General features: G+C 63.4%; 11 protein-coding genes. 3 read left to right on the top strand and 8 right to left on the bottom strand.

Annotated features, from left to right (window positions below; all coding sequences use genetic code 11):
* Positions 1–20: 20 nt before the first annotated feature.
* Positions 21–1,619, bottom strand: a complete 1,599-nt coding sequence (locus G520_RS0115950; protein ID WP_028536516.1) for an NAD(P)/FAD-dependent oxidoreductase — start codon at positions 1,617–1,619, stop codon at positions 21–23.
* Positions 1,620–1,774: 155 nt separating this feature from the next.
* Positions 1,775–1,990, bottom strand: a complete 216-nt coding sequence (locus G520_RS0115955; RefSeq protein WP_028536517.1) for an HP1242/YdcH family protein — start codon at positions 1,988–1,990, stop codon at positions 1,775–1,777.
* 478 nt (positions 1,991–2,468) lie between these two features.
* On the opposite strand from G520_RS0115955, the gene G520_RS0115960 reads away from it, so the two are divergent.
* Positions 2,469–3,191 (top strand): substrate-binding periplasmic protein, encoded by a 723-nt coding sequence (locus G520_RS0115960; RefSeq protein WP_028536518.1) that lies wholly within the window; start codon positions 2,469–2,471, stop codon positions 3,189–3,191.
* Positions 3,192–3,195: 4 nt separating this feature from the next.
* On the opposite strand, the gene G520_RS0115965 is transcribed toward G520_RS0115960, so the two are convergent.
* From G520_RS0115965 to yfcF, 3 genes are all read right to left on the bottom strand, one after another.
* On the bottom strand, positions 3,196–3,585 hold the full coding sequence (locus G520_RS0115965; protein ID WP_036666402.1) for a GtrA family protein: 390 nt from the start codon (positions 3,583–3,585) through the stop codon (positions 3,196–3,198).
* A 59-nt stretch (positions 3,586–3,644) separates the two neighbouring features.
* Entirely contained in the window at positions 3,645–4,070 is a 426-nt protein-coding gene (locus G520_RS0115970) for a GNAT family N-acetyltransferase (protein WP_028536520.1), read from the bottom strand.
* Between the two features lie 96 nt (positions 4,071–4,166).
* Entirely contained in the window at positions 4,167–4,817 is a 651-nt protein-coding gene (gene yfcF / locus G520_RS0115975) for a glutathione transferase (RefSeq protein WP_028536521.1), read from the bottom strand.
* A gap of 143 nt (positions 4,818–4,960) precedes the next feature.
* Between yfcF and G520_RS0115980 the strand changes: the two genes are divergently transcribed.
* Positions 4,961–7,255, top strand: coding sequence for an FdhF/YdeP family oxidoreductase (locus G520_RS0115980; protein WP_036666403.1), 2,295 nt, complete (start codon positions 4,961–4,963; stop codon positions 7,253–7,255).
* Between the two features lie 18 nt (positions 7,256–7,273).
* Here G520_RS0115980 and betA read toward each other — a convergent pair whose 3' ends face one another.
* From betA to G520_RS0115995, 3 genes are all read right to left on the bottom strand, one after another.
* Positions 7,274–8,992, bottom strand: a complete 1,719-nt coding sequence (gene betA, locus G520_RS23170) for a choline dehydrogenase (RefSeq protein WP_051229458.1) — start codon at positions 8,990–8,992, stop codon at positions 7,274–7,276.
* Positions 8,993–9,009: 17 nt separating this feature from the next.
* On the bottom strand, positions 9,010–10,473 hold the full coding sequence (gene betB / locus G520_RS0115990; protein WP_028536523.1) for a betaine-aldehyde dehydrogenase: 1,464 nt from the start codon (positions 10,471–10,473) through the stop codon (positions 9,010–9,012).
* 118 nt (positions 10,474–10,591) lie between these two features.
* The gene (locus tag G520_RS0115995; protein WP_028536524.1) at positions 10,592–11,461 is read right to left on the bottom strand and encodes a formyltetrahydrofolate deformylase; all 870 of its coding nucleotides are present in this window, start codon (positions 11,459–11,461) and stop codon (positions 10,592–10,594) included.
* A 199-nt stretch (positions 11,462–11,660) separates the two neighbouring features.
* On the opposite strand from G520_RS0115995, the gene G520_RS0116000 reads away from it, so the two are divergent.
* A complete protein-coding gene (locus G520_RS0116000; RefSeq protein ID WP_028536525.1) occupies positions 11,661–12,914 on the top strand; it encodes a sarcosine oxidase subunit beta family protein in 1,254 nt (417 codons plus the stop codon).
* Positions 12,915–12,920 lie beyond the last annotated feature (6 nt).

Raw genomic sequence — 12,920 nt, forward strand, 5'->3', positions numbered from 1 at the left:
AGAAGCGCCCGCCCGTCCGGTCAGGATTTCACCAGTTCCAGCGCCAGGGCTTCGGCGACCTTGATGCCATCGACGCCGGCCGAGAGAATGCCTCCGGCGTAGCCGGCGCCTTCTCCTGCCGGATAGAGCCCGCGTACATTGATGCTTTGCATGGTCTCGTCGCGTGTTACCCGAAGCGGCGAGCTGGTCCGTGTTTCCACGCCAGTCAGCACGGCGTCGGGCATGGCGAAACCGCGTATTTTCTTGTCGAAGGCAGGGATCGCCTCGCGTATCGCGGCGATCGCGTAGTCGGGCAGGGCACTGGACAGATCGGTCAGGTGGACGCCGGGTTTGTACGACGGCACGACCAAACCCAGCGCCTGCGAGGGGCGACCGGCGAGAAAATCGCCGACCAATTGTGCGGGAGCTTCGTAGCTGCTGCCGCCGAGCAGGTAGGCGTGGCTTTCCAGGTCCCGTTGCAACTGGACGCCGGCGAGCGGGCTGCCCGGATAGTCGGCTGGCGTGATGCCGACCACGATGCCTGCATTGGCGTTGCGTTCGTTGCGCGAATACTGGCTCATGCCGTTGGTCACCACGCGGCCCGGCTCGGAGGTCGCGGCAACGACCGTCCCGCCCGGGCACATGCAGAAGCTGTATACCGAGCGGCCGTTGGCGGCGTGATGCACCAGTTTGTAATCGGCCGCGCCCAGAATGTCGTTGCCCGCGTACTTGCCCCAGCGTGCCTTGTCGATCAGCGATTGCGGATGCTCGATACGGAAGCCGACCGAAAACGGTTTGGCTTCCATGAATACGCCGCGTTCATGCAGCATTTCGAAAGTGTCGCGGGCGCTGTGGCCGAGGGCCAGAACGACATGGTCGGCGCGGATGTGTTCGCCACTGGCCAGAATCAGCCCGCGCACATGGCCGTTTTCGATCTGGACATCGCTCACGCGCTGTTCGAAACGGATCTCGCCGCCGAGCGCTTCGATCTCGGCGCGCATTTTTTCGACCATGCTCACCAGGCGGAAGGTGCCTATGTGAGGCTTGGCAATATAAAGGATCTCTTCCGGCGCGCCGGCTTTGACAAATTCGGTCAGCACTTTGCGCCCGAGAAACTTGGGGTCCTTGATCTGGCTGTAGAGCTTGCCGTCGGAGAAGGTGCCGGCACCGCCTTCGCCGAATTGCACATTCGACTCGGGGTGCAGAATGTTCTTGCGCCACAGATCCCAGGTGTCCTTTGTCCGTTCGCGAACCTTCTTGCCCCGCTCCAGTACCAGCGGCTTGAAGCCCATTTGCGCGAGAATCAGCGCGGCAAAAATACCACAGGGGCCGAAACCGACCACGACCGGGCGATGTTCGAGCGTGGCGGGGGCGCCGGCCACGAAATGGTAGCCGGTGTCCGGCGTCGCCATGACATGGATGTCGGCGGCAAAGCGCTCAAGCAGGCTGGCTTCGTTGGCGACGTCCACGTCGACGATATAGGTGAGCACCATCATCGATTTGCGCGCATCGTAGCTGCGCTTGAAAACGGTGAACGTGCGCATGTCGGCGCTGACGATGCCGAGACGGGCGAGAATGGCGGCGGGGAGTTCTTCCGCCTTGTGTTCCAGCGGAAGCTTGAGTTCGGTGATACGAAGCATGAATCTTTCCAGACCGAGGTTGGTGTCTATTCAACAAACCCCGTATTGTAGCGGCGAGCGGCAGCAAGAGAAATGGCGGGGATCGAAAATGCGCGGCACCGGGGCCAAATAAAAAAACCGGCTGACGCAGAGAGGCGTAGCCGGCAGTGGGCGGTTCAGGCCGCCGCTTTTTTCAGAATCTGGTACAGCTCGTCTTTCAGCTTCAACTTTTCCTTCTTCAGTCCATCCACTCCGGCGCGCCCCTCGGGCTCGATGCGGTTCTCTATATTCTTGATCTGCTGATCCAGGTCGTTGTGCTTGTTGAACAGGCGCGAGAAGTGTTCGTCTTCTTTTTTCAGCTTGGAAATCAAATCGCGAAATTCAGGAAACATAGGCTGATCCTTGTTCGTTCGGTCGGGGCGACATCATGGATATGTCCAGTTCAGCTTAAGCCGATTGGCAGGCAAAACCTTGATTTAGAGCAGATCATTTCCGGGGCTTGTCTCTGTTTCCGGCATGCGCGCGGCCAGGAGCGCTCCGGCCGCCCCCGGCGGCGCACACGTTCACAGGATGCCGCCATTGGCCCTTCGCGGCCAGACGCGCGCTGATCGCTCGAGCAGCGAATGTAAATATGGCAATTCGGCATCGCTTGTTTCGCGGCAGGCGTATCATGTCGCAGCGAAAAATACGGCCGGCAGCGCTGGCGCTTGCTCGTCGCTGCCGTTTCCGTACCGCGCCCCGAATGGGGGGCGATGCTGTTTTATTTGGTACGGCTATCTTTATCATTTGAGGTACGACAATTGTCGCTGGCTGTCGCAGCACGCCGACGAAGACGGACCCGGAGTTCACGAGTCATGGAGTGGTTGTGTGATGTTGAGTCGTTTCGGCCTGCTGTTTCTGTTGCTAGCCTGTGCCCATGGCGCGCAAGCCTCCGCAATGCGCTGTATCGTTGCCAACCTGCAGTACCATTCGGCCCCCGGCGATGGCGAAGGCTATGCAGAAGCCGTGCTCAAGGCGGTCGCCAAGCGGGTGCATGTCGCTTGCCGGTTCGACGTGCAGCCGTTGAATCGCGCCTTGGCCTCGGCAGGGCATGACGCCTCAACGCTGACGTTTCCGGTTGCGCGCACGGCGCAGCGCGAGACCTCGTTTCTATGGTTGCTGCCGCTGCTGGAAGATGATTATGTGCTGGTGTCGACCGGGTCGATTCCTGCGCGGCCCCTGTCAGGGCTGACGGTGGGGGTGGTGCGGGGGTCGATGCTGGTCGATTTTGCCACCCGGGCCGGCTATGACCATCTCGATCTCAGTACCGACGAGGGCGAGAATTTGCGCAAGTTGATGGCTGGGCGTTTCAGAGTCTGGTTGACCGGACGGACGCGTGCGCTCGAGCAGATGCGCAAGCAGGGGCTGGACCCGGCGCGATTCCATTTTTCCGGCCCCTTGCACCATTTTGTCGTCTACGCCGCGGCGTCGCCGCACTTTGACCCGCTCCAGGCGCAGCGTTGGCGGCAGGCTTACGCGGCGATGCGGACCGATGGCACGCTGGCCGCGATCCGCCGCCGCTTCGGGATACAGGGAGCGACGCTGGCGCCGTGAGCGCTCAGGCGGTTTGGGATCTGAACGCCCACCAGCGGCTGCCGGTGAAGTTCCAGATCAGGCCGATGCCGGTGGTGAACAGTTGCGCAAGCCAGTAGTTCACGCCCCAGCGCTGCGCGAGCAGGGCCATCAGACCGGTATTGATGCTCCAGCCTACGCCGAGGACGGCATAGTACTTGGCTGCGGTGTGCATGTGCGATGCGCCGCTTTTAAACGTGAAGAAGTAGTTGAGTACATAGTTGACGATCGAACCGAGGATATAGCCTATCCCGGAGGAAAAGGCCGCAGGCGCATGCATCAGCTCGACGCCGGCCCACAGGGTCGCGTACTGCACCAGGGTTCCGGACGCGCCCACGGCGGCGAAACGCAGAAATTGGCGAAATAGTAGATTCATGACGCGGATTTTACGTCGGCTCGCGCCATCCTGTCTCGTTCAATTCGATGCCCGCCCCGTTATTTTTGATAGATATCAGGCTCATAGCGCTCCATCAGCGACTGTGGCCGCCGTGGCGCGGCGAATCCGAAACCGGCATACAAGCCGTGCGCGTCGCTGGTGGCCAGGGAGAAGCGGCGCAGTCCCTGCAGTTCGGAGTGATCCATCACCGATGCGAGCAGACGCCTGGCGTAGCCGCGCCCGCGATGTTCAGGCAGTACGAAAACATCGGCCAGATAGGCGAAGGTCGCGCAGTCGCTGACCACGCGGGCAAAAGCGATCTGCGTCCCCTCCAGATAGCCGCCGAAACACAGTGAATGCGCGATGGCGCGCGCAAGCGTCGCGCGCGGAATCCCGCGCGCCCAGTTCGACTGTTCCGACAAGAACCGATGGACGAGATCGAGGTCCAGCCGAGCCGGGTCGGTGTCGATCAAAAAGGCGGGCATGTCATTTTTCCTCTGTCTGTACCGGTCTGTTTTTCATTCGATCAACAGGCCGACCCAGGAGTCCGTGCCGTCCCCGCCGGGTGGGGCGCGCGGGGTTCATGCATCGGCGGGGGCGCTCCGGCTCGTCCTCGGCAGTTGTACCCATTGTTGTACCGAAGGGCGCAGCCACTGCCGCCGCGCGTAGTGCGCGAGTCGTTCCGGTACCGGGTCGCCGTTCAGTTGCAGGCGATTCAGCATCAGGGCAAGGTCGACGTCGGCGAGGCTCCACTCGGCAAACAGGGTGGTGGCGCCAGGGGCCAGCAGGGCGTCCGCCGCCGCATACAGCTTGCGCACGGCCGCCTGCGCCATTGCCGACAGGGGGGGCGCAACCTGACCGTAGAACACGACCATGGTCGAGCGCTCCTCGCGAATCGGCATCAGATCGCTGCGCAGCCAGGCTTGCACCTGCCGCGCGCGTGCGCGTTCGCGCGCCGCTTGCGGGTAGAGCGGCGTGCCGGGAAAGACTTCATCCAGGTATTCCGCGATCGCTGTCGATTCCGACAGGGCGAAGCCGGCGTGAACCAGGGCCGGTACGCGCCGGGTCAGCGACAGGGCGGCGAAATCCGGTGCGTGCTGGGCTTCGGCTTCGAGATCCAGCCGCCGCATGTCGAACGGCACGTTCTTTTCGGTCAGTGCGACGAAGACCGACATGGCATAGGGGCTGGCCAGTTGGTCATCGACATAGAGGCAGAGTTCGGCTTCAGTCACGGGGAGACTCCTGTCTGCTGTTCGGACAATCGTTGTCCAGGCTAGTCAAGTTAGCTAGTATGTGATCATCCGTCCAGTGTTGATGCAGATCAAGTCGCCGGTCCGCTTCCGGCGCCACCGTCACCGTCATCGGAGTCGCCGCCATGGCAAGCAGACCGCGTATCGCCCCCTATCCCTATCCTTCGGGGGGATGGGGCGCCCTCAAGCAAGTCGCCATCAACCTGGTCCGGGAGAAGGTGGCCGGCAGCAAGTACAAGGCCCTGTTCAAGCAGAATCAGCCCGACGGCTTCGACTGTCCCGGCTGCGCCTGGCCCGATCGCGATCATGCCTCGACGTTCGAATTTTGCGAAAACGGCGTCAAGGCCGTGGCGGCCGAGGCGACAGGGCGTCGCGCCGGCCCCGATTTTTTTGCCGCGCATAGTGTGACAGAGCTGATGGAGCAGAGCGATCATCAACTTGAGCAGCATGGACGGCTGACCGATCCGCTGCGCTACGATGCCGCCAGCGATCGCTATCGCCCTGTCGCCTGGGATGAGGCCTTCGCTCTGATCGCCCGCCACATCGGAGGGCTCGACGACCCGCGACGCGCGAGCTATTACACCTCGGGGCGTACCAGTAACGAGGCGGCTTTTCTGTTTCAGCTGATGGTGCGTCGGCTCGGCAGCAATAATTTCCCTGACTGCTCGAATATGTGCCACGAGCCCACCAGCCGCGGATTGCCGCTGACGGTCGGGGTGGGCAAGGGCACGGTGACGCTCGACGATTTCGAACACTGCGATACCTTGCTGCTGTTTGGCCAGAATCCGGCGACCAACCATCCGCGCATGGTGGGCGAATTGCGCGAGTGCTCGCGCCGCGGCGCGACCATCGTCGCGATCAATCCGCTGCGAGAGCGTGGTCTGGAGCGTTTTGCCAGCCCGCAGCACCCTCTCGAAATGCTGACGCTGGGCAGTAGCCGGATCGCGTCTGTTTTTTTCCGGCCGCGGCCGGGCGGAGATCTGGCCCTGATCAAGGGCGTGGCCAAACGGGTACTCGAACTGGATGATGCGGCGCTGGCAGCGGGGGGTGAACGGGTGCTCGATACCGCTTTCATCGCTGCGCATTGCACGGATTTCGATGCCTTTGCCGCCGATCTGCGCAGCGAGAGCTGGCCGATGCTGGTCGAAGAGTCCGGAGTGGCTCGCGACGACATCGAAGAGCTGGCGGCGATCTATGCCCGCGGTCGTGCCGTTATAGCGACCTGGGGCATGGGGCTCACGCAGCACAAAAACGCGGTGCAAACGATACGCTTGCTATCGAATCTGATGATGATGCGCGGCAATATCGGCCGCCGTGGCGCCGGCCTGTGCCCGGTGCGCGGCCACTCCAATGTCCAGGGCGATCGTACCGTCGGGATCGAAGAAAAACCGGACGAGGCCTTTCTGCGCCGGCTGGGTGAGGTCTACGATTTCACGCCGCCGCGCGAGCATGGGCTGGACGTGGTGGCGACGATAGAGGCTATGCGGCGCGGTGATGTGAAGGTGTTTGTCGGCCTGGGCGGAAACTTCGCCATGGCGACGCCGGATACGCCGCGCACCTGGGAGGGCTTGCGCGCCTGCGATCTGAGTGTGCATATCGCGACCAAGCTCAACCGCAGTCACCTCGTGCACGGACGCGAAGCTTTGATTCTGCCGACGCTCGGGCGTACCGAAATCGATTTGCAGGATGGCGTAGCCCAAGGCGTGACGGTGGAAGATTCGATGTCGATGGTTCATCTTTCGTTCGGAATGAATACGCCGGCGGGACCTAATCTTCGATCCGAAGTGGCGATTGTGGCTGGCATGGCGCAGGCGATGCTGGGTGCGGACACGGTCGACTGGGCAGGGTATGCGCGTCATTACGCGCGCATTCGCGACGACATCGCCCGCGTGATCGACGGCTTCGACGATTACAACCGGCGCGTGGCGGTGCCGGGGGGCTTTCACTTGCCGGTGGCGGCGCGCGAGCGGATCTGGAAGACGCCGAGCGGCAAGGCGCAGTTCCTGGTGCAGAGCATTGCCACCGATACGCCGCTGCACCGTGCCCGCGCCGCGCATGGCGCAAAGCTGCTGACATTGATGACCTTGCGTTCGCACGATCAGTTCAATACCACCATCTATGCGCTCGACGATCGCTATCGCGGGGTGTTCGGGCAGCGGCGGGGGGGTTTCATCCATAGGGACGACCTGGCCATGCTCGGCTTCGCGCCCGGCGCGCGCGTCGACATCCACGGCGTGGCCGAGGACGGTATCGAGCGGGTGGCCGTCGGCTTCGTCCTGGTGGAGTACGATATTCCGCGCGGCAGCCTCGGCGCCTACTATCCGGAAACCAATGTCCTGGTTCCGCTCGACAGCGTGGCCGATGGCGCCAATACCCCGACTTACAAATCGATCCCGGTGCTGTTGCGCCTGGCGTCCTGAGCGCTGGACCGGAAGCGTTCAGAGCGGGGCGTGCGGCCCGTCATCCCTGTGCCGGGGGATGACCCCTGAGGCGGCGAGTCGTGAACTGGCGTTTCCCGCAATGAAGTAGGGTGCGCCCGACCGCGGTAGCGGCGTCCGCCCGCGCACCCGGTCTGCGATTTTTTCGGCCAGCATGATGACTGCGGCGTTGAGGTTGCCCGTGATCACGCGCGGCATGATGGAGGCGTCGACCACGCGCAGACCCTCCAGTCCGTGTACTCGCCCGTCGGCATCCACCACGGCATCGGCGTCGTAACCCATTTTGCATGTGCATGACGGATGCAGCGCCGTCTCGGCGTGTTCGCGCACGAAGGCGTCGATTTCGGCATCGCTGCGGATAGCGGCCCCGGGCTGGATTTCCCGGCCGCGAAACGCGTCCAGCGCCTGCTGCCCGATGATGTCGCGCGTCAGGCGCACGGCAGCGCGGAACTCGCGCCGGTCGATCTCGTGCGTCATGTAATTGAACACGATGCGCGGCGGGTCGAAGGCGCTGCGCGTCGCCAGCTTGACGTGGCCTGTCGACGGGGACCGCATCGAGCCGACATGGCACTGGAATCCGTGCGCCTTGACCGGGTTGCTGCCGTCGTAGTTCATCGCCAGCGGGATGAAGTGGTACTGCAGATTCGGCCAGGCGCTGTGCTCGTCGCTGCGGATGAAGCCGCCGGCTTCGAAGTGGTTGCTGGCGCCGATGCCGCTGCCCTTGAAGTACCACTCGGCGCCGATGGCCGGCTTGTTCCACCATTGAAGCGCCGGATAGAGTGTGACGGCTTGCCGGCATTCGTACTGCAGATACATTTCCAGGTGATCCTGCAGGTTGGCGCCGACGCCAGGCAGGTCGCGCACGATAGGGATGCCGAGCGCGCGCAGTTCGTCCGCCGGACCGACGCCCGAGCGCAGCAGCAACTGCGGCGAGGCGATCGCGCCGTTGCAAACGATGACCTCGCGCATGGCGCGCGCGGTATGACTGCGACCGGCTTGCAAGTAGCAGACACCGGTGGCGCGCCCGTGTTCGAACAGCACCCGCTCGGTCAGCGCATGGGTGATCAGGGTGAAGTTGGAGCGCTTGCGGGCCGGATCGAGGTAGGCGAGCGAGGCGCTGCAGCGATGGCCGCCAGGCGTCGTCGTGCGGTCCATCGGACCGAAGCCTTCTTGGCGAAAACCGTTGAGATCGTCGGTGGCCGGATAACCGGCCTGTTCGCCTGCCGCGATGAAGGCGTGGTACAAGGGATTGTTGCCGGGCCGTGGGGTGGTGACGTGCAGCGGACCGCTGCTGCCGTGATAGTCGTCTGCGCCACGGTCGAAGTTTTCCGATTTGCGGAAGTAGGGCAGGCAGTCGTGATAGCTCCAGTTCTCCAGCCCCGCATTGGCAGCCCAGCCATCGTAGTCGAGCGCGTTGCCGCGAATATAGACCATCCCGTTGATCAACGACGAACCGCCGAGACCTTTGCCGCGTGCCTGCGTCATGCGCCGCCCGTTCATGCCGGGTTCTGCTTCGGTGACATAGGCCCAGTTATAAGTGGTGCCCTGCAAGGGATAGGCCAGCGCAGCCGGCATCTGCGTGCGCCAGTCCAGCCGCCAGTCGCGCCCGCCCGCTTCCAGCAGCAGCACACTGACGTCCTCTTCTTCGCTCAGACGGCTGGCCAGAACGCAGCCGGCCGAGCCCGCGCCCACGATGATGTAATCGAATTGTGCTTGCATCGGCTGTCTCCTCGGTCTCAGTCGTAAGGGCAGGCGACGCCGCCGAGTTCGACATATACGCTCTTGCGCTGGGTGTAGTGATCGATGGCGATCTGACTGTTCTCGCAGCCGAGTCCGGACGCCTTGAAGCCGCCGAAGGGCATTTCGACCGGTGTGACGTTGTAGTTATTGATCCAGCACACCCCTGCCTGCAATCGCGCCACCACACGATGCGCGCGCGCCAGGTCGCGGGTGAACACGCCCGCGGCCAGTCCCATGCGCGTGTCGTTGGCGCGGGCGATGACCTCGTCTTCGCTGTCGAAGACCAGGATCGACATCACCGGCCCGAAAATTTCTTCTCGCACGATACGCATATCGTCTTCGCAGTCGCCGAAGATGGTCGGCGCCACGAAGTGGCCGCCTTCGCAGCCGGGCACGTCCACGCGGCTCCCGCCGGCCAGCAGCGTCGCTCCCTCAGCGAGGCCGTGCTCGATATAGCCGAGCACGCGTGCCGTGTGCTCGGCCGAGATCAGTGCACCGACCTGAGTTTCTTCTTGCATCGGATCGCCCACCCGCAGCTTGCGGGTGCGGAAAAGCAGCCGTTCGAGAAAAGCGGCGTGGATGGAACGCGCGACGAAAACGCGGGTGCCGTTGGTACACACTTCACCCTGGGTGTAGAAATTGGCGAGCATCGCCGCCGATACCGCCTGGTCGAGATCGCTGTCCTCGAACACGATCAGAGGCGATTTTCCTCCCAGTTCCATGGTCACGCGCTTGAGCGTGGCGGCACTGTCTGCGACAACGGCGCGACCGGTGGCGACCGAGCCTGTCAACGAGACTTTGGCTACGCGCGGGTCTGCGATGAGCTGTCTGGCGAGTGCGCCATCCCCGTGCACGACATTGAAGACCCCATCGGGCACGCCGGCCTCGCTGTAGATCTCGGCCAGCTTCAATGCCGTCACTGGCGTCAGCGGCGAGGGCTTGAAAATCATCGCGTTTCCGCAGGCCAGCGCCGGCGCCGATTTCCAGCTGGCGATCTGCAGCGGGTAGTTCCAGGCGCCGATGCCGAGGCAGACGCCGAGCGGTTCGCGCCGGGTGTAGGCGAAGGCGTTTTTCAAGGTATGGTGCTCGCCGTGGATGGCGGCGGCCAGACCGGCGAAGTATTCGATACAGTCGGCTGCGGACAGGATGTCGACGGCGACGGCTTCCTGGATGGGCTTGCCGGTATCGGCGACTTCGAGTTCGGCCAATTCGCGATTGCGCGTCCGCAGCAGGCGTGCGGCGCGATTGAGGATGCGACCGCGTTCGGCGCCGCTCAACGCCGACCAGACGTCGAAGCCCGCTTGTGCGCTGGCGACGGCGAGTTCGGCTTCGTCGCGACCGGCCTGTTGCACGCTGTGCAAGCGCGCCCCTGTGGCGGGGTTGAAATCGTCGACAAGAGACAATGCGGGATTGTCGCGGTAGCGACCGCCCAGATAATTGCAGAGGATGTTGGCTTGCACGGGGGTTCTCCTGGCGATGGTGCGGCACGCAAGGCGTGCCGACTCTATTGCAGCGCAGTCTTGCGGTGCGCGCCTGTTCTGGCGCGACCGGAAGCGGCGCTGACGCGACATGGAACGCTCAGCGCAGTACCACGACGCGGCTGCCGCTGATGAAGACGCGACGTTCCAGGTGGTATCGCACGGCCCGTGCCAGCGCCTGGCATTCCATGTCGCGCCCCGCCGCTTGCAGGCGTTCGGGAGTGAAGGCGTGGTCGACGCGTTCGACGACCTGCTCGATGATGGGGCCTTCGTCCAGGTCGTCGGTCACGTAATGCGCGGTTGCACCGATCAGCTTGACCCCGCGCGCATGCGCCTGGTGATAGGGACGCGCACCTTTGAAGCCGGGCAGGAAAGAGTGGTGGATATTGATCGCGCGTCCCGCCAGCGCCTGGCTGGTCGGGTGCGACAGCACCTGCATATACCGCGCCAGGATCAGCAGCTCGCTGTCGCTATCCTGCATCAGCTGCAGGAGCCGCTCTTCCTGGCGCTCGCGCGTGCCAGCCTCGACGGGAAGGTGCAGGAAGGGCAGGCCGGCGGCGGTGGCGACCGGCTCCAACAGGGCATGGTTGGAGACGATGGCGGCGATTTCCATGTCGATGTCGCCGATACGCTGGCGATAGATCAGATCGTTGAGGCAATGATCCAGCCGCGACACCATGATCAGCACGCGCGGGCGGATGCCGGGTTCGAACAATTGCCAGTGCATGTCGAAGCCGTCGTCGGCATCGGACCCGACCAGGGCGTGGCGCAGCTGCGAGGGATCGATGACCGCATGCCGGGCATGGAAGACGCAGCGCATGAAGAAGCGGCCGTTGCCGGTGTCGTCGAAGACCGACATCTCGTCGATATAGCAGCCGAGCTTGGCCAGGCGTGTACTGGCGCGGGCGATCTGCCCCGTGCCGCCGCGGCAGGCGAGTGTCAAGGTGTAGCGGGGGGCGGTGCTTGGCATGGCGGGATTCCGTGTTCTGTCCAGTCGCCACCATATGCGCGTCCGTCGGCCTGCGCTGTCCACAATCCGTCGCATCCCTGCGTATTTCGGACATGATGCCATGTCGAAAATGGGCAAAACGCCGTCCTTTCCAATCAATTGCCCGGTGCGTACGGCCACGACAATGACTGCACCCTGCCTCATCAGTGTGGAGCCATCAATGGCAAACCGATATTCGTTCTGGAGTCTGTTGCGACACGGACTCAAGCATCACCAGAGCTGGCAGCCCGCCTGGAAAAGCCCGCGCCCCAAGGATCGCTACGATGTCATCATCGTCGGCGGCGGCGGACACGGTCTGGCTGCCGCCTATTACCTGGCGCGCGAGCACGGAGTCAAGAATATCGCCGTGCTGGAAAAAGGCTGGCTCGGCAGCGGCAATTCGGCGCGCAATACCACCATCATCCGCTCCAATTATCTATGGGACGAGTCCGCGTTCCTGTTCGAGCACTCTCTCAAGTTGTGGGAAGGTTTGTCGCAGGATCTCAACTTCAATGTGCTGTTCAGCCAGCGCGGAGTGATGAATGTCGGCCATACCCTGCAGGACATGCGCGATATCGAGCGTCGGGTCAATGCCAATCTCCTCAACGGCGTCGACGCCGTCATCCTGACGCCTCGCCAGATCAAGGAGCGGGTGCCGCTGATCGATATCGGGCCCGGGGCGCGCTATCCGGTGATGGGCGCGAGTTTTCAGCCGCGCGGCGGCGTCGCACGTCACGACGCGGTGGTGTGGGGGTTCGCCCGCGCAGCAAGCGATCTGGGCGTCGACTTGATCGAACAGTGCGAGGTGCATGACTTCATTGTCGAAAACGGGTGCATCAAAGGGGTCAACACCTCGCAAGGCCCGATTCTGGCCGAGCGTGTCGGCTGTTCCGCCTCCGGGCACAACAGCGTGCTGGCCGCGACTGCCGGCATACGCCTGCCGCTGGAAAGCCACCCTTTGCAGGCGCTGGTGTCCGAGTCGCTCAAGCCCGCGCTTGATACCGTCGTGATGTCCAACGCGGTGCATGCTTATATCAGCCAGTCGGACAAAGGCGAATTCGTGATCGGGGCCGGTATCGACGGCTATGTCGGTTACGGTCAGCGCGGCAGTCCGCATGTGATCGAGCACACCTTGTCGGCCATCGTGGAGATGTTCCCGACGCTGTCGCGCGTGCGCATGAACCGGCAGTGGGGCGGCATCGTCGATGTGACCCCCGATGCCAATCCGATCATCGGCAAGACCCGGGTCAAGGGGCTGTACTTCAATTGCGGCTGGGGTACCGGCGGCTTCAAGGCCACGCCCGGGGCCGGTCATCTGTTCGCGCATACCATCGCCCACGACGCGCCGCACCCGATCAATGCCCCGTTTTCTATCGAGCGCTTCCTCACCGGCCGTCTGGTCGACGAGCATGGCGCGTCCGCCGTGGCCCACTAGGGAGAA

The sequence above is a fragment of the Paludibacterium yongneupense DSM 18731 genome (assembly GCF_000422925.1).
GTDB classification, from domain to species: domain Bacteria; phylum Pseudomonadota; class Gammaproteobacteria; order Burkholderiales; family Chromobacteriaceae; genus Paludibacterium; species Paludibacterium yongneupense.

Coding starts and splice junctions, on each gene's coding strand:
- G520_RS0115950 (WP_028536516.1), bottom strand. CDS start 1,619: ATGCTTCGTATCACCGAACTCAAGCTTCCGCTGGAACACAAGGCGGAA.
- G520_RS0115955 (WP_028536517.1), bottom strand. CDS start 1,990: ATGTTTCCTGAATTTCGCGATTTGATTTCCAAGCTGAAAAAAGAAGAC.
- G520_RS0115960 (WP_028536518.1), top strand. CDS start 2,469: ATGTTGAGTCGTTTCGGCCTGCTGTTTCTGTTGCTAGCCTGTGCCCAT.
- G520_RS0115965 (WP_036666402.1), bottom strand. CDS start 3,585: ATGAATCTACTATTTCGCCAATTTCTGCGTTTCGCCGCCGTGGGCGCG.
- G520_RS0115970 (WP_028536520.1), bottom strand. CDS start 4,070: ATGCCCGCCTTTTTGATCGACACCGACCCGGCTCGGCTGGACCTCGAT.
- G520_RS0115980 (WP_036666403.1), top strand. CDS start 4,961: ATGGCAAGCAGACCGCGTATCGCCCCCTATCCCTATCCTTCGGGGGGA.
- betA (WP_051229458.1), bottom strand. CDS start 8,992: ATGCAAGCACAATTCGATTACATCATCGTGGGCGCGGGCTCGGCCGGC.
- G520_RS0115995 (WP_028536524.1), bottom strand. CDS start 11,461: ATGCCAAGCACCGCCCCCCGCTACACCTTGACACTCGCCTGCCGCGGC.
- G520_RS0116000 (WP_028536525.1), top strand. CDS start 11,661: ATGGCAAACCGATATTCGTTCTGGAGTCTGTTGCGACACGGACTCAAG.